The sequence below is a fragment of the Natrinema sp. LJW11 genome (assembly GCF_056135975.1).
Genome location: NZ_JBWBDM010000005.1, coordinates 390,031 through 413,439, shown reverse-complemented (window position 1 = coordinate 413,439; position 23,409 = coordinate 390,031). Strand labels below are relative to the sequence as shown.

Annotated in this window: 17 protein-coding genes and 2 pseudogenes; 10 read left to right on the top strand and 9 right to left on the bottom strand. The window is 62.1% G+C overall.

The window, feature by feature from the left end:
• A partial coding sequence (locus tag AC0QDI_RS16020; RefSeq protein WP_474669895.1) for a S16 family serine protease occupies positions 1-957 on the top strand: 957 nt, incomplete at its 5' end.
• A 443-nt stretch (positions 958-1,400) separates the two neighbouring features.
• Here AC0QDI_RS16020 and AC0QDI_RS16015 read toward each other — a convergent pair.
• Positions 1,401-2,219 (bottom strand): polyprenyl synthetase family protein, encoded by an 819-nt coding sequence (locus AC0QDI_RS16015; protein ID WP_474669893.1) that lies wholly within the window; start codon positions 2,217-2,219, stop codon positions 1,401-1,403.
• A gap of 193 nt (positions 2,220-2,412) precedes the next feature.
• Between AC0QDI_RS16015 and AC0QDI_RS16010 the strand changes: the two genes are divergently transcribed.
• Positions 2,413-3,015 carry a TetR/AcrR family transcriptional regulator gene (locus tag AC0QDI_RS16010; RefSeq protein ID WP_474669891.1) on the top strand — a complete coding sequence of 201 codons (603 nt, stop codon included), beginning with the start codon at positions 2,413-2,415 and terminating at the stop codon, positions 3,013-3,015.
• Between the two features lie 35 nt (positions 3,016-3,050).
• Here AC0QDI_RS16010 and AC0QDI_RS16005 read toward each other — a convergent pair whose 3' ends face one another.
• Positions 3,051-3,482 carry a DUF7575 domain-containing protein gene (locus AC0QDI_RS16005; RefSeq protein WP_474669889.1) on the bottom strand — a complete coding sequence of 144 codons (432 nt, stop codon included), beginning with the start codon at positions 3,480-3,482 and terminating at the stop codon, positions 3,051-3,053.
• Between the two features lie 343 nt (positions 3,483-3,825).
• Between AC0QDI_RS16005 and AC0QDI_RS16000 the strand changes: the two genes are divergently transcribed.
• Positions 3,826-4,863, top strand: a complete 1,038-nt coding sequence (locus tag AC0QDI_RS16000; RefSeq protein WP_474669887.1) for a sodium:calcium antiporter — start codon at positions 3,826-3,828, stop codon at positions 4,861-4,863.
• Positions 4,864-4,951: 88 nt separating this feature from the next.
• Here AC0QDI_RS16000 and AC0QDI_RS15995 read toward each other — a convergent pair whose 3' ends face one another.
• Positions 4,952-5,560 carry a TetR/AcrR family transcriptional regulator gene (locus tag AC0QDI_RS15995; protein WP_474669885.1) on the bottom strand — a complete coding sequence of 203 codons (609 nt, stop codon included), beginning with the start codon at positions 5,558-5,560 and terminating at the stop codon, positions 4,952-4,954.
• Between the two features lie 599 nt (positions 5,561-6,159).
• Between AC0QDI_RS15995 and AC0QDI_RS15990 the strand changes: the two genes are divergently transcribed.
• Entirely contained in the window at positions 6,160-8,877 is a 2,718-nt protein-coding gene (locus AC0QDI_RS15990; RefSeq protein ID WP_474669883.1) for an efflux RND transporter permease subunit, read from the top strand.
• Positions 8,878-8,998: 121 nt separating this feature from the next.
• On the opposite strand, the pseudogene AC0QDI_RS15985 reads toward AC0QDI_RS15990, so the two are convergent.
• Positions 8,999-9,188 (bottom strand): annotated as a pseudogene (locus AC0QDI_RS15985) (DUF7437 domain-containing protein); the annotation flags it as partial.
• A 985-nt stretch (positions 9,189-10,173) separates the two neighbouring features.
• Here AC0QDI_RS15985 and AC0QDI_RS15980 point away from each other — a divergent pair.
• Positions 10,174-11,179 (top strand): annotated as a pseudogene (locus tag AC0QDI_RS15980) (IS630 family transposase).
• 165 nt (positions 11,180-11,344) lie between these two features.
• Here the strand turns inward: AC0QDI_RS15980 and AC0QDI_RS15975 are convergent.
• Together AC0QDI_RS15975 and rdfA are read right to left on the bottom strand one after the other, a co-directional pair.
• A complete protein-coding gene (locus tag AC0QDI_RS15975) occupies positions 11,345-13,288 on the bottom strand; it encodes an archaea-specific SMC-related protein (protein ID WP_474669881.1) in 1,944 nt (647 codons plus the stop codon).
• A 276-nt stretch (positions 13,289-13,564) separates the two neighbouring features.
• A complete protein-coding gene (gene rdfA, locus AC0QDI_RS15970; RefSeq protein WP_474669879.1) occupies positions 13,565-14,227 on the bottom strand; it encodes a rod-determining factor RdfA in 663 nt (220 codons plus the stop codon).
• Positions 14,228-15,024: 797 nt separating this feature from the next.
• On the opposite strand from rdfA, the gene AC0QDI_RS15965 reads away from it, so the two are divergent.
• Both AC0QDI_RS15965 and AC0QDI_RS15960 read left to right on the top strand, forming a co-directional pair.
• Positions 15,025-15,990: an LLM class flavin-dependent oxidoreductase gene (locus AC0QDI_RS15965; protein ID WP_474669877.1), complete on the top strand. Its 966-nt coding sequence runs from the start codon at positions 15,025-15,027 to the stop codon at positions 15,988-15,990.
• 205 nt (positions 15,991-16,195) lie between these two features.
• The gene (locus AC0QDI_RS15960; RefSeq protein WP_474669875.1) at positions 16,196-17,500 is read left to right on the top strand and encodes an MFS transporter; all 1,305 of its coding nucleotides are present in this window, start codon (positions 16,196-16,198) and stop codon (positions 17,498-17,500) included.
• Between the two features lie 350 nt (positions 17,501-17,850).
• Here the strand turns inward: AC0QDI_RS15960 and AC0QDI_RS15955 are convergent, their stop codons facing one another.
• Entirely contained in the window at positions 17,851-18,993 is a 1,143-nt protein-coding gene (locus AC0QDI_RS15955; RefSeq protein ID WP_474669873.1) for an acyl-CoA dehydrogenase family protein, read from the bottom strand.
• A gap of 300 nt (positions 18,994-19,293) precedes the next feature.
• On the opposite strand from AC0QDI_RS15955, the gene AC0QDI_RS15950 reads away from it, so the two are divergent.
• Complete coding sequence (locus AC0QDI_RS15950; protein ID WP_474669871.1) at positions 19,294-19,713, top strand: universal stress protein; 420 nt, start codon at positions 19,294-19,296, stop codon at positions 19,711-19,713.
• Positions 19,714-19,808: 95 nt separating this feature from the next.
• Complete coding sequence (locus AC0QDI_RS15945) at positions 19,809-21,044, top strand: MFS transporter (protein WP_474669869.1); 1,236 nt, start codon at positions 19,809-19,811, stop codon at positions 21,042-21,044.
• A gap of 73 nt (positions 21,045-21,117) precedes the next feature.
• On the opposite strand, the gene AC0QDI_RS15940 is transcribed toward AC0QDI_RS15945, so the two are convergent.
• Positions 21,118-21,675: a carboxymuconolactone decarboxylase family protein gene (locus AC0QDI_RS15940; protein WP_474669867.1), complete on the bottom strand. Its 558-nt coding sequence runs from the start codon at positions 21,673-21,675 to the stop codon at positions 21,118-21,120.
• Between the two features lie 93 nt (positions 21,676-21,768).
• Here AC0QDI_RS15940 and AC0QDI_RS15935 point away from each other — a divergent pair, with 93 nt between their 5' ends.
• Positions 21,769-22,776 carry an LLM class flavin-dependent oxidoreductase gene (locus tag AC0QDI_RS15935; RefSeq protein WP_474669865.1) on the top strand — a complete coding sequence of 336 codons (1,008 nt, stop codon included), beginning with the start codon at positions 21,769-21,771 and terminating at the stop codon, positions 22,774-22,776.
• Positions 22,777-22,785: 9 nt separating this feature from the next.
• Here AC0QDI_RS15935 and AC0QDI_RS15930 read toward each other — a convergent pair whose 3' ends face one another.
• Entirely contained in the window at positions 22,786-23,247 is a 462-nt protein-coding gene (locus AC0QDI_RS15930) for a VOC family protein (protein ID WP_474669863.1), read from the bottom strand.
• Positions 23,248-23,409 lie beyond the last annotated feature (162 nt).

The following is a 23,409-nucleotide window of genomic DNA, read 5'->3' as shown; positions in this document are numbered from 1 at the left end:
CGCAAGTACGCCCGCTTCATCGCCCAGGAGGTCGAACGCGACGGCCGCCTCCCCCACTTCACCGACGACGCCGTCGAGGAACTGCTCCTCGAGGCCAAGCGGCGGTCGGGTCGGAAGAATCACTTAACGCTGCACTTCCGTACCCTCGGCGGGCTGGTCCGCGTCGCGGGCGACATCGCCCGCGCCGAGGATCGGGAGTTCACCACCCGGGACGACGTTCTTCGGGCCAAAGACCGCTCGCGCTCGATCGAGCAACAGCTCGCCGACGACTACATCGAGCGCCGCAAGGACTACGAGCTGCAGGTCAACGACGGCGGCGTCGAAGGCCGCGTCAACGGCCTCGCCGTTATGGGCGAGGACTCCGGGATCATGCTCCCCGTCATGGCCGAGATCGCGCCCGCACAGGGCGGCGGTCAGGTGATCGCGACCGGTCAGCTCAAGGAGATGGCCGAGGAGTCGGTCCAGAACGTCTCCGCGATCATCAAGAAGTTCTCCGACGTCGATCTCTCGGAGAAGGACGTCCACATCCAGTTCGTTCAGGCCGGCGAAGGCGGTGTCGACGGCGACTCCGCCTCCATCACGGTGGCGACGGCCGTCATCAGCGCGCTCGAGGACATCCCGGTCGACCAGTCGATCGCGATGACCGGCTCGCTCTCCGTGCGCGGCGACGTGTTGCCGGTCGGCGGGGTCACCCACAAGATCGAGGCCGCCGCGAAGGCCGGCTGTACCACGGTCATCATCCCCGAAGCCAACGAGCAGGACGTGATGATCGAAGACGAGTACGAGGAGATGATCGAGATCATCCCCTGTTCGAACATCAGCGAGGTCCTCGACGTCGCCCTCATGGGCGAACCGAAGAAGGACTCGCTGGTGGCCCGCCTGAAGTCGATCACCGGGACGACGTTCGACCAGGGCACCGTCGGCTCTACCGCCGGCTCGAACCCGAGCCCGCAGTAACCGACTCGGTAGTCGCCGTTCGTCGGTAGTACGAGTATCGGGCGATGACGACTGATCGTGGGAGAACGGCGGATTCGATTTTTCACACGGTGAACACGCCGGGTTGCAGCGGACGGCACGTTCCAGACGCGGCGTCCGAGAGGAAGAAGCCGGACTCTCTTCACCGTCTGACTCCCCCCCTTCAGGCGGATTCAGGGCGAATTCGACGCTACCGTTGCATTCGGGAGGAGGAGGGTTCCAGACGTGATTTGATTACGTCCATATGGCCGTAATCAAATGCCGCACCAGTACTAATTAAGTAGTTAGTCAGCGCACGTATATCGGTTACGACCTGGCGCGGCTGAGGGCAGTCTTTTTCGCTGGTACCGACTCGAGGGAGAATGGGAGACCGAATCACGCGGAACTGCTTCGTCGTACCCGTTCACTCTACTGGACCGCTGTGTTCAGTCGCGACTACTATCTGCTAGACTCTCCGAGACCGTTTCCGTACCGAACGCTCGCAAGGAGCGTCCGTCGACAGCGGACGAAAGCTGTCGGAGCGCGTGATCCGTTTCTCGAAGGCGTCGGTTCGCGTGCTGACGGAGTCGTCGTTCAGTGACTGCTCTGTCCGTCCGGACGGATGGCCCATCGGAAGCGAGGATGTCCTGTATCTGCCATACCGTGCCGAATCCGCGCCCCAGCGTCGCAAAGTGGTCGCCGTCCGAGTCGTCGATATCCGCCAGCGTTGCACCGATAACGGCCGCCCCTCGACCGAGTGCCCCGGCAGTGGTGTCGATTAACGAACAGTAGTCGGCCGGTGACGGTGAGGACTGCAGACAGTCGCTTCCTAACGCCTCGATGATCGACTCCGAGACGGTCGTGAGTTCTTCGACACACTCCGCGATGCGATCAGCGGCGAGGGTTCCGAGCGTGGAATACGCCGACGTATAGAGGTAATCCGAGGCCAGCAACGCAGGCGTCACCTCCCGTCCCGATGAGTCGGTAGCCTCGTCGCCGAGTTGGAGTGTCAGTTCCTTGCGGAGTTGAACGTATCCGCGAAGCAGTTCGATTGCTGACGCTGCGGGAACCACTACCGGCCGATCCGGCGTCGTCGCCAGCGAGTTGTGTGAAACGGCGACCAGTTGCCCGTACCACCGAGTATCACGCTCCAGAACCGTCGTCGAGGCGGGAGCTAACCGGCCGATATCCGCAGCGTCGAGCGCCACCTCGAGTCGGCTGTCGATTTCGGCCCGCCGGTCCGCGAGTGAGAGTTTGTAAGCCATCGTCGTTCGTCGTTCCTATTGGACGACGAGACACTTATTGACTGATTAGTCAAAAGCGTTCGGAAACGGGATCGTCTCGAAACTCTCGCTTCGGTTCGCGTTCGTTCAGTCGGCGACCGAGGTGAGGCCGAAACGGTTCATCCTGACGAGCGGGTCACAACTGTTATCCCTCGGCCACGTGAGTATCGGCACGATGGCTGATCCGTCGACAGAGACGGTCTCTGATCCGAACGAGGCAATCATGCAGGCCACGTACCGTGCGCTTCGAGAGCACGGATACGCCGATCTCACGATCCAACGGATCGCCGACGAATACGGGAAGTCGACCGCCGCGATCCACTATCACTACGATACGAAGGAGGATCTACTCGCGGCGTTTCTGGACTACATCCTCGAGCAGTTCAAGAATGCGGTCCACGAGGTCGAAACGACGGACCCCGAACGGCGACTCGAATTGCTACTCGACAAACTGCTCGTCGACCCCGAGGACCACCTCGACCTGCTCGTCGCGATACTGGAGATGCGCAGTCAGGCGCCGTACAAGGAACGGTTTCGCGAACGGTTTCGGCAGAACGACGAGTACGTCCGGTACATGCTGCAGACGGTGATCGACCACGGGATCGACGAGGGCGTGTTCGCAGCTGTCGACGCCGAACGCGAGGCGCGAGCGCTCATGACGATCGTCGACGGTGCCCGCACTCGAGCGGTCGTGCTAGACGAGGAGCGCGCGCTGACGACGGCGAGACGAACCGCCGACGAGTACGTGACGAACGTGCTGGTAAACGAGCGTCAGTAGGAGTTGGGTCACAGCGCGGCCAATGAGGAACCTGTTCACTGCCGTTCTGACGCTTCCGCTCGCCCCCGATCGACGTCCTCGACGGAATTCGTACACCAGTGACAGAACTCGAGTTCCGGATCGAGGTCGTATCCGCAGTGGGGGCAGGCGACCGTGCGTTCGGCGGCATCGTCGGCCGCACTTTCGGCGGTGCTCTGTCGCTGGGCGATCCGATACGCGTCGACGACGCTGAGTCCGATGACGATGAACATCGGTGCGACCGCCAGTACCGTTCCGAGCGTCCAGCTCCCGGCCAGAAACGCGTCGACCGCCGCCGGATCGACGAACAGTATACTCGCGCCGAAGGAGGCGGCGAGCCATCCGATCCCGCGACTCCACCGGCGGAGATAGAGGTGGCCGAGACCGGTAGCGAGCGCTGCGAGGAGCGCTGCGAACCACGGTCGTTTCTGTGGTAGCGACTGGGCCATGTATTGACTAACCGGTTAGTCAGCCATAAGCCTTCTCCCTGGACGGCCGACGCTACGATGCACCTCGAGACGCGCGGCATCGAGGCGAGCGCTGGTATCAATCGTCGCGGAACGGATCATCGGAAGCACGTCATCCAGTCGCTACCGTCTCGCTACCTGGTCTATAGTAGTCACTGAACGTCACTGGACCCCTGATCGAACGATGGCGATCCGATCAGCGTGTCACTCGTTTCAGTGACTACCGTAGCGGGACGAAAATAGGCACGACTTCGACGAAGATCTCGGAAGGCAGGCTATCGCTCTATAGAATCATTAAAAGGAGACGAGTCGGTATGGTCGGGCAATGGTCCTCGGTGGTATACTCCCTGACGTGCCCGTCGTCAACGGGCTCGTCATCGTCGTCGCAACTGCCCTCATCTGGTTCGGCAGTGGCTGGCTCGAAGAGTCGGCGGAACACCTCTCGGCATACTACGGATTACCAGCCGTCGTGCAGGGATCGATCGTCGTCGCTATCGGCTCGAGCTTTCCCGAGTTGTCGAGCGTCGTCTTCACGGCGCTCGCCGGAACGTTCAACATGGGCATCGGGGCGATCGTCGGCTCCGCGATCTTCAACATTCTCGTCATCCCCGCACTCTCCGGGATCGCGACGGACGGCGACCTGGACGCGAACCGAACCATCGTGTACAAGGAAGCCCAGTTCTACATGATCGCCGTCGCCGCGCTGATCATCACCCTCGCCCTCGCCGTGATTTACGTCCCCGTTCCCGACGGACCCGAACTCGCCGGACGGCTCACGCGTCCGCTGGCGATGCTTCCCCTCTTGCTCTACGGGTTGTATCTCTTCATCCAGTGGCAAGATGTCGGCGATTACGAGGCCGACGACGCACCGACTGGAATTTCCGTCGGCCGCGAATGGGGAAAACTCGTCGTCGGCTTACTCGTCATCCTCGTGGCCGTCGAACAGCTCGTCGGCGGCGTCGAATCGCTCAGCCGGACGTTCGGTATCCCCGAGTTCCTCGCCGGTATCACCATCATCGCGGCGGCGACGAGCCTTCCGGACACGCTCGTGAGCGTCCGGTCTGCCAAGGCAGACAAGGGGATCACGAGTCTCGGGAACGTGCTCGGCTCGAACACGTTCGACCTCCTGGTCGCGATTCCGATCGGCGTTCTCATCGTCGGGAGCGTGGCCGTCGATTTCGCGGTGGCCGTCCCGATGCTCGGAGTCCTCACCCTGGCCACCGTTCTCTTATTCACGTTTTTACGGACCGATCTCTCGGTTACGAGATGGGAGTCCGTCGTGCTACTCCTGGCCTACGGCCTGTTCGTCGCGTGGATCGTCGCCGAAACCGCCGGCGTAACACATCTCCTCAAGGGAACGTAGCGGGCGACAGGCGTATCTGGGCCGTGGGTCAGATGACGTTGCGAACGGCTCGAGAATCCCGCGGTGAAACGAGTCGTTTGCCCGCCTCTCACTCCGCTTCGAGGAGACAGTCCCGCACGTATCGCTCGAACTCGGCGCGGGCGTCCTCGAAGACGTCGCCGTCACTCGTCACGCGCTGGGTCATCGCTCCGGAGAACACGATCTGGAAGAGCGCTGCCGTTTCCTGCGGATCCACCTCCTGGAAGACGCCCTGTTCGATACCCGAGCGGATCGTGTGGACGACGTGTTTTCTGACGAACTGGTCGCTCCGGGTGAAATACTCGCGGTAGTCCTCGTCGTGTGCGGCCTGCGTTCGGAGTTCGACGACCGCTTGCGCGAAATCGGTGTCCTGGCTGCAGTCGCCGAACGAGAACGTGCTCTCGACGATCTCGTCGATGTGGTCGTCGGCTCCCCCCTCTCGGTACGTCGGCAGCTGTTCCTCGAGCTGGTCTAACATGAACTCGAGGAAATCGAGGAGGAGGTCGTCCTTGCTGTCGTAGTGATGGTACAACAGCGACTTGCTCTTCGAGAACTCGTCCCCGATCCGTTGGATCGTGAGGTCGCTGTACCCGTGTTTACAGAGCGCGACGTACGTCGCTTTCATGATCGCGTCCCGCGTATCGTCCGGTTCCTCGAGGAACGGTGGAGGGTGCGTCATATCGGCATCCCTCCCGCGCCGACGCGTGCGCTTTCCAACTTCAGCACGGGACGCCGGACGGATCCCTGGTTCCCGGGGACAACGGCCCGCCAACCGGACGGAATCGAGGTACGTGGCGCGGTGGCGATTTCGGAGCGGCGCCGACTCCGATTCGGTTCGATGGCAGTTCCCATTCTGAAAACGGTATACTACCGCCACCTATAAATATTGATTGAATGGTCAGTTCTACACTTGGGAGACCCTCTCATCCCCCGTATCAACCGTTGTGCAACGATCTACAGTGAGAAGGTTGATAAGTGCTGACTGAATAGTCAGTCACAAGATGGCCGAAGAACCGAGACGGGCGACCCAAACGAGGTTTCCGGCGTGTGACGCCACGGGATCCTCGCGCCCATTGCGAGGTATCGTATCGGGACGAACGCGAATCGCGCTCCAGTACCGTCGATTCGAATCCGGCTCTCGACGGAGTGGGTGGCAATGAGCCCGGTGCAGACCCGACGGTTATCGATCGCGGTACCGACCCATCTACTTCGCGAACGATTCGGGTTCGGTGCGAGTAGCACGCTCGGAGACGCGGCTCACGGGGACTGGTTCGACGCATGAGCTGGATCGACCGCTTCTCCGAGGCGATCATGGCTCACAGTCGAGCGGTGATCGCCATCATGCTCGTTCTCACGGTCGTCATGGGTGTCGGTGCCGGTTCGATCGAGCAGTCCTCGTCGCTCGACCAGTTCCAGAGCGATTCGCCGGAAGCGGAGAAACTGAGCTACGTCGAGGAGAACTTCACGACCGGGCAGGAAAATACGACGTCGGCGCAAGTGATCGTCAGGGGCGACAACGTCCTCTCCCAGGAGGCGATGGTCGAACAGCTCCGATTGCAACAGTCGTTCCGCGAGAACGAGACGATCAATCGGACGCTCGTCGACGAACAGCCGACTGTCGGCGCGGCGAACCTCGTCGCGCTCGCGTCGCTCTCCGGGGGGCAACAAGCGGCCCAAGAGAACGGCTCGAGTCAACAGCAGGCGGCCCAAGAGAACGCCACCAGTCAACAGCAGGCGTCTCAGGAGGCCCCCTCGTCGCCAACGTTGCAACAACAGATCGACGCGCTCGAGTCGATGAACGCCACGGAGTACGAACGCGCACTCGGTGCCGTACTGGGTGAGGACTCCGCCGGACAACTGAGCGGGGAGGCGTTCATGCCGACGAACTACGAGACGGGTTCGACGAGCGCGAACGCGACGATGCTACTGGTCACGCACCAGACCGAGGGCGACGGCGGCCAGGGCGGAATGGTATCCGACGCGATCGTCGACGCACAGCTGGCCATGCAGTCCATCGCGAACGACAACGTCGAGGCGAGCGGATCGGAGGTCATCGTCTTCGGCGGCGGGATCATGGGCGAAGAGATCAACAACTCGATGGGCGATAGCCTCGCGATCGTCGGTCCGCTCGCGCTGCTGTTCGTCGTCGTCGCCCTGATCGTCGCGTACCGCGACGTGTTAGACATCCTGCTCGGCCTGTTCGGAATCGCCGCCGTCCTCGTCTGGACGTTCGGCTTCATGGGCTGGGCCGGAATCGACTTCAACCAGATGTTCATCGCGGTCCCGGTTTTGCTAATCGGGCTCTCTATCGACTACGCGATACACATATTCATGCGCCACCGCGAGCAGCGCCAACACGGTGGTGCATACGGCGACGATGACGCTCGAGGATCGATGCGAGTGGCGCTGGCCGGCGTCGGCATCGCGCTCGTGCTGGTGACTGCGACGACGGCTATCGGATTCCTCTCGAACCTCACGAGCCCGGTCCCGCCGATTCAGGACTTCGGCGTCGTGAGCGCGGTCGGCATCACGGTCGCCCTCCTCGTGTTCGCTACCTTGGTTCCAGCGCTCAAGGCCGAACTCGACGAGTTCCTCGAGAATCGCGGCTACGATCGGAAGAAGCGCGCGTTCGGGACGGGCGGTGGCCGATTCAGCCAGACGCTCTCGATCGGCTCGACGGCGGCGCGACGGATCCCGATCGTCATCATCCTGATCGCGGCTCTCGTGAGCGCGGGCGGCGCGTACGGCGCGACGCAAGTCGACACCAGCTTCAATCAGGAGGACTTCATCGCGGAGGACCCGCCCGAGTGGACGAAGAACCTCCCCGAGCCGTTCAAGCCCGGCGACTACTCGATGAAAGAGAACCTCGAGTTCGTCAATAAAAACTTCGTCCGGGAGGATTCCCAGGCGCAGATCCTCATCGAGGGCGATGTAACCGATCCCGAGACCGAGACGTTACAGCGGGTCTCGGCCGCCGAGAACGAGACCGCCGACAGCGACGTTGCCGTCACCCTCTCGAGCGGCGAGGCCGACGTCCAGAGTCCCCTCCGGACGATGCGACAGGTCGCGGCCGAGAACGAGTCGTTCAACGCGACGTTCACCGCGGCCGATACGGACGGCGACGGAGTGCCGGATCGGAACCTCGAACGGGTGTACGACGAACTGTTCGAGGTCGCTCCCGACGAAGCGGCCGCCGTCATTCATCGGACCGATGACGGAGACTACGAGGCCGTTCGAATGGTCATCTCGACCAGCGGGACGGCCGCCATGAGCGACGTCACGACCGAAATGCGATCCATCGCGGACGGGATCGACGGCAACGGGCTCGAGGCGACCGCGACCGGACAGACGATCCTGTTCGACATCGTGCAAAAGCAACTGATGGATACGGTCATCCAGAGCCTGCTGATCACGCTCGTGGCCGTCTTCGCCTTCCTGATGGTCAGCTACCGGATCAGGGAGGGGAGCGCGACCCTCGGTGCGGTGACGCTACTTCCGGTCGTGTTCAGCGTCTCGTGGATTCTCGGGACGATGTACCTGCTCGAGATTCCGTTTAACGTCATGACGGGGATGATCACGAGCCTCACTGTCGGACTCGGCGTCGCCTACAGCATCCACATGAGCGAACGGTACAGCCTCGAACTGAAACGGACGGGGTCGGTCTGGGAAGCGATGTCCCGGACGGTCACCGGGACGGGCGGCGCGCTGCTCGGCAGCGCCGCGACGACCGTCGGCGGCTTCGGCGTCCTCGCCTTCGCCATCCTCCCGCCGCTACAGCAGTTCGGGATCATTACCGGGCTGACGATCATCTACGCGTTCCTCGCGAGCGTGCTCGTCCTCCCGAGTCTGCTCGTCGTCTGGACGAAGTATCTCGGCCCCGATGTCTCATTCCAGGCACCGAGTAGCGATTCGACCGCACCAGCAGCCAGCGACGGCGGACGGATCGAGGAGGCCGGAACGGAACCCGCTCGTTCCAACGACTCGGACGACTCGTAGACGCGCCACAGACGCCGGTGGTATTCCGGTCGATACCGAACCGCTGGCTGGTATCCGCTGACACCGTTTCCGGGCCGTTCGGAACCGTTTCGGAGACTGCATTTTCGATCCGGCGGCGAAACGGGCCCCAATAGCAGACAGAGACGTACACGCGAGCGAGCGCCGGCTGATTGAGGAGCCGAACGACCGTCTCGAGACGCGTTCTGGGCAAGCGACGCCGGATCGAGCGTCTCTTCGTCCATGGTGTCTGTCGGTGGTGGATCTAACGCGTCGGTTCCACCGTCGGGACGAATGCGATCCTTCTCGGTCATACCCGCTCGTCGAAATCCACGTCCCTCAGACTACCGCCGACTCGACTCCCCCTCGGGGTGCTCGAGTAGCCACATCGTCACACCGATCTCGAATCCGCTCGGGGTGCTCGAGTAGCCACATCGTCACACCGATCTCGAATCCGCTCGGGATCGACACGTCTTGGCGGATAGGACTCAAACGCTGCCCGCTACCCGCTGCCTGGCGTCTCCGCGGTGACACAGCATCTCGGAGACGCCCCTGCCGACGTATCGTCCTCCCCATCTCCCTTTGCGAGCGATGAGATCCCATCGCGCCGAGCCGGAGGCGTATAGACGACGCCGCGCGAATGACGACGCTGATAGTCGGCTAGTAACATCGGTGTTACCTGCGTATGTGGCCAATGGGCTTACGGTGTGATATGCGAATTACCTACGTGGCGGGGGGAGAGGATTCAGTCGTTGCCGACAGGATCCGCCCGACTCGAGACAGACGGTCCCTCGCCCGCCGAGATCGGCGTCGCGTGAACTCAGTTGTCACATGCACCGGTCTCGAACCCATCCCTGAGACAGATCACCTACAGGGGGATGTAACGCCGGCTTCCGGCCGGCGTTTCTCGAGACACCGATCCACGTAGAAGACGGATCTATCCGTAATCGCACAGACCCCATCGGAGAGACATCACTCGAAGTTCGGTGGTGATCTTCTCGAGAAGCCTCAAACGGCCGGAGGCCGGGGGAAACGGCCACCGCCGAGTGAGACTAGGACACTATCAGGGGGTGCAATTGGATCGTCCGCGTCGCGTGGTGGGAAACGCGACAACGAATCTATCCGGTGGAACGGTTATCAACTTCGTCCCGATTCCGACTCTCTCGGAATCGTCTTTGCCTGCCACGACAGCCCCCGTATTACGGGAGTCGAATGTCATACCGATTGTCTAATATATCGGTGTCGGAGTGTCACTACTAGCCGTTAGAACTAACTACTCGAAGATCGGTACTGCACACAGTGGATCATCTCGACGAAATCACTGTCGAGGACTTGCAGGATGCCCTCGACAACGTGGAGCGGAAAAAGCCGACAGAACGGCTGTTAGCGGCAATAGCGTACAAAAACGGTCTCACGCAGACCGAGCTGGCCGAGTGGTACGACGTGCAACGACGGACGATCTACAGCTGGCTCAAGCGACTCGACACCGATGGACCACTCGAACAGGCAGTAACTGATGCTCACCGATCTGGGAGGAAACGAAAATTATCAAAGAAAGAGCAAAAAGAATTCGAAGAAGCAGTCCACGAATCACCCGAGGAAGTCGGTTTCGATGCGCCGACGTGGACGCCGGCGCTCGTCCAGCAGTATCTCGACGAGAGCTACGCTGTCGAATACTCGATTCCGAGTTGTCGGCGGTTGCTCAAAGAGGCGGGGTTGCGGTATCAAAAGCCACGCCACAAGGCCGCTGAAACCGATGCTGACGGGAAAGGAACGTTCCGTGGAGAAACCGAAAAAAGCGGCGGGGAGTGGACGCCACAGTAATCTCTCTGGAGCAAACCGGGAACCCAGTTCAGGTCCAGGCGCGTACCGCGTAATTCCCGCGCGGTTCGTGGCAGTCTGGCGAAGTATCCGTGAAACGGGGTCGGACAGGTCTCTCGGGTGCGATCACCGTCCACTGTGATCGCATTTTCCGTCGATCCGAAGTGTGAGCTACCGCCGATAATTCAAAATGTGATTTGTGGAGTATACAAAAATTTCAAAGATGATTCGATCGTATCTCCGGCGCAAGCGCGGTCTTTCCCGGCGTCGGTCGTCATAGACCTCGCGGCCGGTTCGACTCGCATTCGTCACAGTATCGACGTATTCGACGGAACCGAAGCCAGGCGAGGCGTGTTGCCGACGGCTATACTACCCTCTCGGGGATCGGTTCTTCGATACCCTCGGCGAGTTCCCACCACCGACTGCCACTACTCTCACTCACCTCCCGGTTCAGAAGCGAGCGATTATATCTAACGTATACTAGAGACGGCGCTTCGAAGCACCACGAGTCAGTCAGCGGAGAGACAGCAACGAGAGTACTGCGTTAGACGGCTCGCCGTAGCGCGTTTCGCCCATACTGTGTCTCGGTCAGAAGCGCCGTCACCGCCTCTGGAGCGGGAGCGTGTCCGAAACGAATGCCGTACCCGGTTCAGTTCAGTTCCGCAGCCGTAATCTGCGTATACTTGTCCGTGATTTCGGACGCGTCTTCGGGGAGCAGTGCGACGATGAGATACGGTGCGTATTCCGAAAAGTAGTCGATGAGGTCGGCGATACGCTTCGAGTCGATCGCCTCGAGGGAATCGAGTAGCATGAACGGCACTTGTTCATACACTTCGTGCACGAGATAGCCGGCGAGTGCGACTATCAGGCCGATCACTTCGCGTTCGCTTTCGCTCAGATTCGCGACCGTATCCTCGTAGACGGACCCCGTCTCTGACTCTCGGACCAGGTGAAGGTCGAACGTCGCATTCGAGCCGTGACCCCCGTTTTCCGCTTCTTTTCTCTCTATCCAGACCCGGGAGATGTTTCGGTAGTTGAGGATATCCAGCACTTCGTCCATGTGCTCGTTGAACTTCGAGACCGACTCGGACTCGAGTTCGGCCACCCGCCCGCGCTCGTAGTCGAGTTCCTGACGGATCTCGTCGAGTTGCTCTTGCAGCGTCGATTTGTCCGGCAACGATTCGATCTCCTCGATTTCGTCTTCGACGGACGCGAGTTCCTGTTGGGTCTGGCCCTGCTCGTACTGTAATTCGCTGATTCGCTCGTACGTCTCCAGCAGATCGCTGTCGCGCAACTCTTCGGTGTCCGCTACTTTGGTCTCGAGTTCGGCGATCGTTTCGCGTACCTCCTCGGCCTCCCCCTCGAGGGCCTCCTTTCGCTCCTCTTTCGCCTCGAGTTTCCGTTCGACGTCGTCGAGTTTCCGGTCGAGTTCGTTCCGTTCCTCGATGGCCGCTCGAATCCGTTCCTGTTTGCGCTCCAGTTCGGCGATCCGAGACTCGAGCTCGGTGGATTCGTTTCGCTTTTCCGTAACGACGTTTCGAAGGTTCTCCAGTCGATCGGCTATCGCCCCGCGTTCGGCTCGATTTCCACAGGTCCAGCAGGTGACCGTCTGGTCCGCTTCGGGAGCGAGTTCCGCGACCGGATCGTCGCTGGTCGATTCCTCGGGCAGATTCGAGATGCTGTCGGAGAGAATGTCCTCGTTGAAGTCGACGATCGCGGAGAGATCCGCGGCCGTGTTTTCGAGCTCTCGTTTCCGATTTCTGATCGATCGAAGTTCCTCCTGGACGGTTTCCAGATCGGCCTGAGAGTGATCGGGGAGTTCGTCGCGCTCGGTGCGGAGTTCCTCGGGCCGCTCCCGGAGAGCCTCGATTTCGGCCGTCACCAGGTCGATCTGGTCGGTGAGTTCGCTTCGCTCTTTCCGCCGCTCGTCGAGCGTGTCGACCAGCTCCTCGGCTTCCTCCGCCATTTCGGCGTCGGCCTCGTGCTGGGTTACCTCCGACCGAAGCGACTCGATCTCCGCCTCGAGCGACTCGAGTTCCGTCGTCAGCGTCTGCCGCCGTTCCTCGAGTGCCGGTAGCTTTTTCGAGCGGCGTTCGACGCGATCCACCGTCTCGCTGATCTCGTCGCGCTCGCGTTGCAAGCGCTGGATCCGCCGTTCGATCTCGCTCGTATCTACCGGTCGCATGATGAGCTCGCGGAGATCGTCACCGCGTTCGACCGCCAGACGGGCCGGATTGTTTTCGAGGAGGGAGATGAAGAGATCGATGAGTTCGCTGTTCTCCTCGTACGGGTCGCCCGTCACCTGGACCCCGGTCTCCGTGCGGCTGTACCGGCGCGAGTACTCTCGATCGCCGATGGTGAGCGTCACGTGACCCTCGTCTGCGTCGCTCTTGAGCGTGGCGCTCGTTCCACCGAGAACGCCGCTAACCGCTCGAAGTAGGCTCGTTCGATTGGTCGCGTTCCGTCCGGTGAGGAGATTGACCCCGCTCCGGAACTCGATCGCGCACGAATCGATTCCGCCCATGTTTTCGGCCGCTAACTCGACCGAGTCCTCGATATGCGTGTTCTGTACGGTCCTATCCGAGTGTCCCATTGTTCGTTGTATCACAGCTCACACGTTTATATCCATCGCCCGAGGAGTAGTTACGAAAACATCTTTGAACTGGAATCGGGTTTCCTCTCGTGGATCGCTCCGAACGAACTGAAAATCGACCGGTACCGTCATTGTGCGTGTTTCGACACCACGACCGACCGGTAACGCGGCCTCACGGGTACGGCCGGCCGTGATCCGCCTTAGTACGCACTCGCGAAATCCGTCACGTGTGCCGGACGCGGAAGTCGCGATAGCGTGATGGGGGACGCGGGAGCGCTATCGGTGATCCGAGCAGGCCGTTTCGTCGGCGGAGCAGTCACACGATCCGTGCTCGAGTAATTCTCCGAACCGGTACGTCGAACCACAGTTCGAACACGTTATCTGAATCGTGACGGCGACTTCGGTATCGCGAATCGAGACGATCTCCGCGCTGCCAAGCCGCGAGATCGTCTGTTCGACGACTCGGGCGCATCGCGTTCGCGCCCATTCGATCGTATTTCGCGCCGATTCGGCCGTGATCGTCGTCGTCCGGGCCGTGTCGATCCGTAGGCAATCGTTGAAGTGGGAGCGGACGGTGGGATGCGTGACCCAGTCGGACTCGATCGCTTCGAGATCGATTCCGTGCTGTTCGAAACGCTTTCGGACTCGCGCTTCGCGATCGGCCGGCGCCGTATCGCTCGTCAGCGTTTCATACACCGCCGAGAGGGCGTCGTCGGCGCTCACTGCTCCGTACGCGACGTCCGTTAGATCGGTCTCTGCTTCGGCGAGCGCCGCCTCGAGGATCCGCTCGTTGATATAATCCGCGAGCGTCCGGAGGCTCGCATCCGCGACGTCGCGTCGGTGCTCGAGCGCTCCGTTCAGTCCGTCGAGATCGTACCGATCGATGGCGCGACCGATTTTGCACGTGCACTGCTGTTCGTTCTCGACCGCCTCACTCATTTGGCTTCGCCTCCAGAATCCTCCCGCGACCGCCTGAACCGTGACTCGTCATCTTACATCGTTCATAGCGTATCACGGGCAAAACCGTTTCCCTTCTGACGACTCACATCCCGTTCGTGCAGCACCTTCTTTCCAGTAGTACTGTTGTAAACCGTGTCGTCGGTAGCCGGTTTCGTGACGGTTCGTTCCGCGTGACGAAACTCACCGATCGATCCACCGTGCTGGCGCCACTCGGTGGGAGGTTCCGTTCCCATCCGTCTTTCCAGTCCGAAGACCTCGTCGAACGGCCGTCGTCGCGGATCGCTACCACGCGACCGTACCGCGAGTCCAGTCGCTGTATCGCCGTCGCAACTGACGGCTCGAGGAGTCACTGGAGTCCCAACTGAACAGTTTACACCTCGGTCACACGGTCCGCAGTTCTCGCTCACGGTGCGCTCCGAATCGGGCTCCAGGCGCGAAATCGGGTGTGCAGTGACTTTCAGTTGATATCGTAGTCGGCGGTCGTTGTCTCGCTCCGCTCGTGCGTCGATGATCACGTTCGATGTTCTCGAACGCGCCTCTTTATGGTAACGAGTGTCATGTACAATCAAATCGCTAACTAGCTCCGTCTTCCCCGATATCTTAGACGTTCATGGCTTTCTTTGGGAAATATCGATCGATATAGTTCGTTTCAACGAATAAAGATCATCGTTCCTGTCTACAGAACGGGGTCGGTCACAAGCACTTTCGGAAATCACCGTCGAGAAGCCCATTCGATCGGCGGAGCTGTTAAGTAGGAACTCGTGAGAACGGACTGTATGGTCGATCATGGATACGTCCTTCCGACGCGGGGCATCGTTCTCGACTCCGACGGGGCACAGGACCAACTCGCACGCACGCAGTCGTGTTCGACGCTCGCTCGAGCGGCGGAGTCGATGGGATTCGAATCGGTCTGGGCCGGCGACAGCGTCCTCGCGAAACCGCGCCTCGATCCGCTGTCGACGCTCGCGGCCGCGGCGGCCGCGACGGACGCGATCGAACTGGGGACTGCGATCCACCTCCCCCATCTCCGGCGTCCGGTCGCCGTCGCCCAGCAGGCGGCGACGGTCGATCTGCTCTCGGGCGGCCGTCTGTCCCTCGGAGTCGGCGTCGGAAGCGGTGAGTCGGTCGCGACCGAACACGAACAGCTCGGCGTCCCGTTCGACCGACGCGGCCGCGCGCTCGACGAGACCCTCGACGTGATTCGCGGGCTGTGGGACGGCGGGATAGACGCGTACGACGGCGACTTCGTCACGCTCGAGGACGCCGATATCGGGTTACGGCCGACCGGAGAGCTTCCCATCTACGTCGCATCGGCGGCGTTCGACCCGCGCGACGGCTATCCGAAACAGATCCAGCGGCGGATCGCGGACCACGGCGACGGCTGGCTGCCGATCTCGAAGTCACCGGAGATGTACGCCGACGGAATCGATCGCGCTCGGGAGATCGTCGACGACGCCGGCCGCAATCCGTCGACGTTCGACGCGGCGTACTATCAGGACGTCGTCATCGCCGAGACGCGCGAGGCGGCCCTCGATCAGGCTCGCGAGTTCATCGCGGCGTACTATCCCGAATGGGGGGAGATGTCCGACGAGCAACTCGAGCGCCGGGGCGCGTTCGGCCCGCCGTCGGTCGTCGGCGAACATCTCGAACGGTACGCCGACGCGGGCGTCGAGACGTTCGTCACGCGGTTCGCGACGACGGATCAGCACTCGCAACTCCGCCGATTTCGAGAACTGTTGTAGGGCGGGGCGAACTGTTACCCCTTCCAACATATCCATCCGGGAACCGTTTTTTCCGGGGCCGGGCTCTCGATCGCGCCGTTCGGAACGGCCGTCGAGCGCCCGGCGGCGCTGAGACCGTGTCGAAGCGCGGTCACTGCGGACCTCGTGGGCGATCGTCCGTCCTGCGATCGTCAGAATCGCCGACGGCGTCGGTGAGGGAATCTTTTTGAGCCTCGCCGAGAAACTCGGTGACGTGCCGATGATCCAGTCGCTCTTCGGAGAGAAAGCGGCGGTTTTACGCGACACGGACTTTCAGCTTCTGCTGTTGGCGAACCTCGTCGCACCGCTCGGAGCGGCACTGATCTCTCCGCTTCTCGAGTCCCTCCAGCACCCCTACGGCGCGTCGGACGCGACCATCGGATTGCTGATGACCGTGTTCACCGCCCCGGGCATCCTGATGATTCCGGCGGTCGGCGTTCTGGCCGACAGGTACGGGCGGAAGCCGTTTCTCGTCATCGGACTGTTCGTCTTTTCCGTCGCCGGAACCGCGCTCGCGGTGACGACGGACTTTCGCGTCGTGTTGTTCCTTCGGTTCTGTCAGGGGATCAGCTTCGCCGCGGTGACGCCGGTTATCATCACGAGTATCGGCGACCTCTATACCGGGCGTGCCGAAGCGACGGGACAGGGATTGCGGTTTTCGGTATCCGGCCTGACACAGGGGTTCTTCCCGTTGATCGGCGGTGTACTGGTCGGCGTCGCGTGGCAGTATCCCCTGTTGCTGTACGCGATCGGTATCCCGATCTCGATCGTTCTCGCGCTGTGGTTTACCGAACCGACGGCACCGACGCGCGAGACCGATTCAGCGGCTGATCGCACCGACCGTGGAACCTACGTTCGCGAACTGACCGCCGTCTTGCTTCGACCGCGCGTCGCCTCGGTTCTCGTGTTCCGCATGGTCCCGATACTCCTGTATATCACGTTCATGACGTACGTGTCGCTGTTGGTCGTGAGATCGATGGGCGGCACGGCGGGGCAGGCCGGTATCCTGGTCGCGTTAGCCAGCGCTACCTACGCCGTTGCGGCGACACAGGCCGGGCGATTCGGCTCGTCGTTCGCCGGACGAACCGTCCCTCTCGCGGCCGCGGTATCGCTCATGGCGGTCGGCCTCGTGATCGTCGCGTTCGTCCCGACGGTCGCCCTGGCCGCGGTCGGCGCGTTGGCACTCGGAGTCGGGTTCGGCATGTCGCTCTCCCTCCTCCGAAGCGTCGCGACCGGGTTCGCGCCCACGGAACTCAGAGGCGGCCTCGTGAGCGTGTTCGAATCGGTAGGGAGACTTTCGGCGACCATAGCGCCGATCGTCGTCGGATTCGGGATCGAATTCCTCGACGGGTCGATTCCCCGGACGGAATCGTTACAGCTCATGGTCGGCGGCATCGGCGTCGTCGGCGGACTCGTCGGCATCACCTGTCTCGTCGTCGCCCGCACGGCGTCACCCCTTCCACACCAGCCCGGGCTCGCCGACTCCGATTGATCGATCGGGGATTCCTCGTCCATCGCGGATCACGGAGGGGGCCGCTCCCGTCTGGCGGGCCGGTTCTGTCATCCGAAACCGTTCGCAGAAAGCCGACTCGAGAGCGGTTCGAACCGGTTCGAAGCGCCTCGACCGACGCGGTTCGAGACTCGAGCGACGGACCGGTTCACCGCCGAACGTCGGACCGGTCCGAACTGGGTCGGGCTGGAGGTACCGGGCGCTGCTGGAACGTGAAATCCAATAAATCGTATCCTGGTCAATTGGGCGTCGTCGGCGATCGAAAAGGAAAACTCGGTCCGGAAATCGGCTTCGACCGGGAAGACGCGTCACGACTCGATCGGCGAGGGAAGCTACGTGAGCGAGGGGAGGCCGTCCCGTTTGAGGGCCGCCGCGATCTGGTTCTTCTGGATTTCGTCGGTCCCCGCCGCGAGCCGGCGACCCCGCGCGAGCCGGTGGAGGTACTCCAGTGCGTGTCCCTGCTGGTAGCCGTTCGCACCGTGGATCTGCAGCGATTCGCTGACCACCGTTTCGACCATTTCCCCGGAGTAGAGCTTGGCCAGCGAGGCGTCCATCCGATCGGGGATTCGGCCCTGCTCTTCCGCGTTGAGCGCCGCCCGGTACGTGAGCGAGCGCGACGCCTCGAGTTCCTTGACCATATCGGCGAGCTTCCACTCGATGCCCTGGAAATCCGCGATCGGCTGGTCGAACTGTTCGCGCTGTTGGCCGTACTCCAGCGCCTTGTCGAGCGCGCATCGACCGATGGCGTTCGAGAGCGTCGCGCTTCCGAGCCGTTCCCAGTTCAGCGCCTGGAGCTGCTGTTTGAACCCGTCTTTCCCTCGAGTCAGGACGTGCGTTTCGGGAACCACGATGTCGTGCATGCGGAACTGCGTCTGGGTGTGGTTCGCCATGTTGGTGTAGTGTTGCTCGATCTCGACGCTGTCCTCGTTGTCGTCGAGGTCGATGATGACCGAGCCGAGTCCGTCGGGGAACTTCGCCCAGACGACGCAGGCAGAGGCGTGCGGAATGTTACTCACCCAGACTTTCTCGCCGTTCAGGACGAGTTCGCCGTTTTCCTCTTCGACCGTGGTACTCATCGCACCGACGTCCGATCCCGCTTCGGGTTCGGAGATCGCGATCGCGATCGCGTCTTCGCCCGCGGTGACGCCGGGGAGGTACCGGTCTTTCACGGTGTCGCTCCCGAACATCTCGATACCGCGGGGGGCGACCATCTGCTGGTTGTAGAGGTATTCGGCCGTATCCGGACAGACTTGCCCGACGGCTTCGATACTGAGCATCGCCTCGAATTCACCCATGCCGCCACCGCCGTACTCCTCGGAGATGTTCAGTCCGAGATAGCCGCGGTCCGCGAGCAGTTCGATGTTCTCCAGCGGAATATCCCCGTCCCACGAAAACGCGGCGTCAGAAAATTCGTTGCGTGCGAGCTCTTCCAGTGACGATACGACCATCTCCTGTTCCGCCGATAGCGACAGCATTACAACGAATATTACGGCTCTCACAGTAAAGTCTTCTGTTTATTCAGATACCGAATCCGGGTTCCGCGATGAGGAGTCGTTCGATCATCGACGTCTATCAAATCATCACCGTCCGTGGAATCGTCAATACCCGGTCGAACGTATCGACTCGGTCCGAGCGACGCGTCTTCACGAGCGCTCGTCTCTCGACCTTCGTGGGGAACGTCGACGGGACGACCCGCCGGGCCAGTTGCACCGACTCGGGGCGGTCGTCGACGGAACCGCCCGGAGAGATAAGTAGGTGGAACTGGTAGTACAACTATGTACAAGGTACTACTAGCGGTCGATACGGACGAAGATCGTTCGACGTTGGCGGCCGAAGCCGTCGCGAATCTCCCGGGAGAAGTCGAGGTCGTCCTCTTAAACGTCTTCGAAGAGTTCAACGTGAGCGACGGCGATGCGCGGATCGATTCGTCCGGACTGTACGACGAAGACGACTTCCCGGAGAGCGTGACGGCTGCGGCGCAAATCCTCGAGGCGGCCGGTATCGATCCGGTGAAGCGACGCGAACACGGCGAACCGACCGAAGTGATCCTCTCGGTCGCCGAGGAAATCGACGCGGACAGTATCGCCGTCAGCGGGCGAAAGCGAAGTCCCGCGGGGAAGGCCATCTTCGGAAGCGTCACGCAGTCCCTGCTCCTCTCCGCCGACCGACCCGTGATCGTCGCCACGAGCGACTGAGCCGCGAGGAGGCCGGAGTCGAAATCGGACGCGGCGACGCAGCACCGATTCGCGATCAGTAGAATATTGAACATTGCTTCCGTGAGAGTCGGACGATGAAGAACAACGACTCCTCTATTGCGGTCTTCACGGGTCTCGGTCACGGGGTGTTTCACGGATTCGAGCTGGTAATTCCGCTCTTCGTCCCGATCTGGCTCTCGATGTTCGACGTCTCGGCGACGACGCTCGGGCTCGTCGTCGGTGCGGGGTACGCCCTCATCGGACTGTTCGCACCCCTCGCGGGGGTGTTGGCGGACGTCTACGGATCGAAACGGCTCGTACTGCTCTCTGCCGGAGGCATGGGTCTCTCGTTCGCCGCGCTGAGCGTGCTTCAGTCCGTCGCGGCGCTCACCGTGACGCTGATGGTCTGGGGCGCGATGGCGAGCCTCTACCACCCGTCCGGACTGTCGCTCATCAGTCGGAGCGCGGAGCAACGAGGCACGGTGCTCGCCTACCACGGCGCCGGGGGAAACGTCGGAATGGTCGTCGTTCCGCTCGCTGCGATCGTCCTGCTCGCGTTTTTCGAGTGGCGGCTGGTCGCGCTCCTCCTCACCGCCCCGGCGGCGATCTGCGTTATCGTCGGCCTCTTCCTCTCGTTCGACGACACCGTCTCCGAGGCGGCCTCGGAGCAGCGTAACCCGGACCGAACGGCGAATCCGACCCTCGTCGCGTCGCTTCGAGACGTCGCGACGGACACTCGAACCCTGCTGATCGGCGGGTTCGTTCTCGTGTTCGCGATACAGATACTGTACGGCGTCTACTACCGCGGGATCTTCACGTTCCTCCCCGACGTCCTCACGGACTTGCCGATGTTCGAGACCGTCGCAGTCGGCGACCGGGAGATCGAGGCGGGCCAGATCGCCTACTCCGGACTCCTGCTGGTCGGTATCTTCGGGCAGTACACCGGCGGCAAGATCAGTGACAGGGGAAGCTCCGAGATGGCCCTTCTCGGAACGTTCATCGCGCTCGGTATCGCATCCGCGCTGTTCGTGCCCGCCGCCGCCATCGGCGTCGTCCCGCTGCTGGCCGTCTGCGTCGCGCTCGGCTTTTTCATCTACATGTTCGCACCGATCGCACAGAGTCTCATCGCGGAGTACGTCCCGGCGGAAAGCCACGGTCTCTCGTTCGGGTACATCTATCTGGGACTGTTCGGCATCGGTGCGGTCGGCTCGGCCGTCGCCGGCGCCACGCTCGATTACGGCGGGACGCCTGCATTGTTCGCGGTACTCACCTGTGTGACGGTTCTCTGTACCGGTCTCGCCGTCGTGTTGGTCGCTCGATCGAACGACTGAGGAAGAGCAAACGGCTGAACCCGTGCTTCGTCGCGTCGCGTCGACAGCCGTGAGACACGCGCTCGAGACGGGATCACCACTGCTCGAGCGATTCTCCCGGGTCGACCGCGAAGGCGTTCAGGACGCAGGCAAGCATGCTGTAGTAGCCGAACGTCACCGTCAGTTCGGTGACCCCTTCGACGCCGAACCGGTCTTTCGCCGACCGAAAGAGCGACTCCGGAACCTCGTGTTCGCGGAACAACGCCCGACCGTAGCGGACGACGAGCGCGTCGACCGCCGGAAGGGGATCCGTCGGCGCTCGAGCGGCGACGATACCGATCGTGTCGTCAGCGACCCCCTCCTCTCGGGCCAGCGGTTCGTGTATCGCCCACTCGTAGGCGCAGTCGAGTTCCCGGGCCGTCGTGATGATCGCGAGTTCTCGAACCGGCCCCGGGAGCGTTCCCTCGAAGCGCACGTACGTTCCGACGTCTGCGATCTCGGTCGCGACCGCCGGGCTGTTCATGAGGACGCTGAACGGACCGCGAACGTGGCCTCGGGTGGCCGCGATCCGATCGTAGTGGTCGTGCCAGTCGTCCGAAAGCTGCTCTTTGGCGGTGATGTACGGCACCCTTGACGTTCCTTCGTTCGGCATCGTACCGACTAGAGCGAGCGGCGACCTCATTAATGGTCCGGCGCTCCCTCGTGTGGGAAACAGCTAACACGGTCTCTTCTCGTTCGTGATAGTATGCCATCGTACGACCTCGCGCTGCCGTTGCCAGCCACCGGCGACGTCACCACGGAGGAGCAGTGTGACCTCGCAATCGCTGCGGAAGACGCCGGATACGACCTCGTGATGGCCCCCGAAACGTGGGGGCGAGAGGCGTTTACCCGCCTCGGTTACCTCGCGGCCCGCACGGAAACGATCGGGCTCGGAACGGGGATTATCCCCGTCCACTCGAGATCGCCCGCGCTGATCGCTCAGGGAGCGGCGACGCTGGACGAACTCACGGACGGACGGGCGGTGCTCGGGTTGGGCCTGTCTGGCCCGAAGGTGATCGAGAACTGGCACGGCGCGGACTTTCAGCCGGCGTTGCGCCGCCAGCGCGAAACGATCGAGATCGTCCGACGCGTCCTCTCCGGAACCGAGGTGACGTACGACGGCCACCTGTTCGACCTCCGGCACTTCCGTCTCCGATTCGATCCGCCTCGCTCGGACGTTCCGATTTACGTCGCCGCACAGGGCGAGACGAACGTCGAACTGACGGGCGGGTTCGGCGACGGCTGGATGCCGAACCGCATTCCGGTGTCGGCGCTTCCGGCGAAGCGCGAACACGTCGATCGCGGCGCTCGAAAGCGAGATCGCGACCCCGATGCGGTCGCGACGATCCCGTGGGTGACGACGTGCGTCCTCGAAGACGGCGAGCGGGCTCGAGACAGGTGCCGGGAGATGATCGCGTTCTACGTCGGTGCGATGGGCGATTTCCACTACGATGCGGTGGCCGACCACGGGTTCCGTGATACCGCCGACCGGATCCAGGACGAGTGGGAAGCCGGCGAAAAGGATGCGGCTCGAGCGGCCGTCAACGACGACCTGCTCGACGAGATCGCGATCGCCGGTAGTCCGGATACCGTCGGTGACCGCTTCGAGCGCTACGAGGGGATCGCCGACATGCTGGCACTGCTTCCGCCGACCACCGCTACCGTCGAAGAGATCCTCGAGACGATCGAAAACGTCGGTGAGACGGTCGCGTAACTCGTCGACTCAGAGCCGATCGTCCGCCGCGGCGGCGCGCATCGCCTCGATGTGGTCGCGCGCAGTCGGACCGACGTCGTCGTGCCACTCGATGAGTTGCAGTTGGAGGCCGAACAGCGATTTGGGGTGCAGAGTCGCCTCGCTTCGGACGCCCGAAACCACGTCTTCCATGACGACCTCCCCGCCAGTCGCCGTCAACCGTGCAACGGCCGTCTCGAGATCCGAAACGGTGGCACCGATGTGATGGAGCCCCTGCCCGTTTCGCTCGAGGTAGTCGGCAACGAAACTCTCCTCGCTCGTCGGGGAGAGCAGGGTGAACATGTCGCTACCGAACAGGATGTACGCCGTTCGGTACCCCCATTTCTCGCTCTCGAGGGTCCAGACGTGTTCGACGCCGTCTACGGCCGTGACGGTCTCGAGCGCGTCCGATAGATCCCACACCGCGTGTGCGACGTGATCGATTTCGTCCATCGTGGTATGTCAATGCGAACCGCGCTTATAGCCATTGAGTCGGATGGACGCCGCTCGAACGCCGTGTGATACGGTTTGTTGTAACGATGTACTGGCGCGACCGCAGGCCGGATCGCGGTCGCGCCGGAAATGACTGACAGCAGACCGTATGAGAGGAAACGC

What these genes read in the sequence shown, in the direction of transcription:
- AC0QDI_RS15990 (WP_474669883.1), top strand. Translation starts at nt 6,160, where the DNA reads ATGAGCTGGATCGACCGCTTCTCCGAGGCGATCATGGCTCACAGTCGA.
- AC0QDI_RS16005 (WP_474669889.1), bottom strand. Translation starts at nt 3,482, where the DNA reads ATGGCCCAGTCGCTACCACAGAAACGACCGTGGTTCGCAGCGCTCCTC.
- AC0QDI_RS15945 (WP_474669869.1), top strand. Translation starts at nt 19,809, where the DNA reads ATGAAGAACAACGACTCCTCTATTGCGGTCTTCACGGGTCTCGGTCAC.
- AC0QDI_RS16010 (WP_474669891.1), top strand. Translation starts at nt 2,413, where the DNA reads ATGGCTGATCCGTCGACAGAGACGGTCTCTGATCCGAACGAGGCAATC.
- AC0QDI_RS15975 (WP_474669881.1), bottom strand. Translation starts at nt 13,288, where the DNA reads ATGGGACACTCGGATAGGACCGTACAGAACACGCATATCGAGGACTCG.
- AC0QDI_RS16015 (WP_474669893.1), bottom strand. Translation starts at nt 2,219, where the DNA reads ATGGCTTACAAACTCTCACTCGCGGACCGGCGGGCCGAAATCGACAGC.
- AC0QDI_RS15930 (WP_474669863.1), bottom strand. Translation starts at nt 23,247, where the DNA reads ATGGACGAAATCGATCACGTCGCACACGCGGTGTGGGATCTATCGGAC.
- AC0QDI_RS15955 (WP_474669873.1), bottom strand. Translation starts at nt 18,993, where the DNA reads ATGCTGTCGCTATCGGCGGAACAGGAGATGGTCGTATCGTCACTGGAA.
- AC0QDI_RS15935 (WP_474669865.1), top strand. Translation starts at nt 21,769, where the DNA reads ATGCCATCGTACGACCTCGCGCTGCCGTTGCCAGCCACCGGCGACGTC.
- rdfA (WP_474669879.1), bottom strand. Translation starts at nt 14,227, where the DNA reads ATGAGTGAGGCGGTCGAGAACGAACAGCAGTGCACGTGCAAAATCGGT.
- AC0QDI_RS15995 (WP_474669885.1), bottom strand. Translation starts at nt 5,560, where the DNA reads ATGACGCACCCTCCACCGTTCCTCGAGGAACCGGACGATACGCGGGAC.
- AC0QDI_RS15940 (WP_474669867.1), bottom strand. Translation starts at nt 21,675, where the DNA reads ATGCCGAACGAAGGAACGTCAAGGGTGCCGTACATCACCGCCAAAGAG.
- AC0QDI_RS16000 (WP_474669887.1), top strand. Translation starts at nt 3,826, where the DNA reads ATGGTCCTCGGTGGTATACTCCCTGACGTGCCCGTCGTCAACGGGCTC.
- AC0QDI_RS15965 (WP_474669877.1), top strand. Translation starts at nt 15,025, where the DNA reads ATGGTCGATCATGGATACGTCCTTCCGACGCGGGGCATCGTTCTCGAC.
- AC0QDI_RS15950 (WP_474669871.1), top strand. Translation starts at nt 19,294, where the DNA reads ATGTACAAGGTACTACTAGCGGTCGATACGGACGAAGATCGTTCGACG.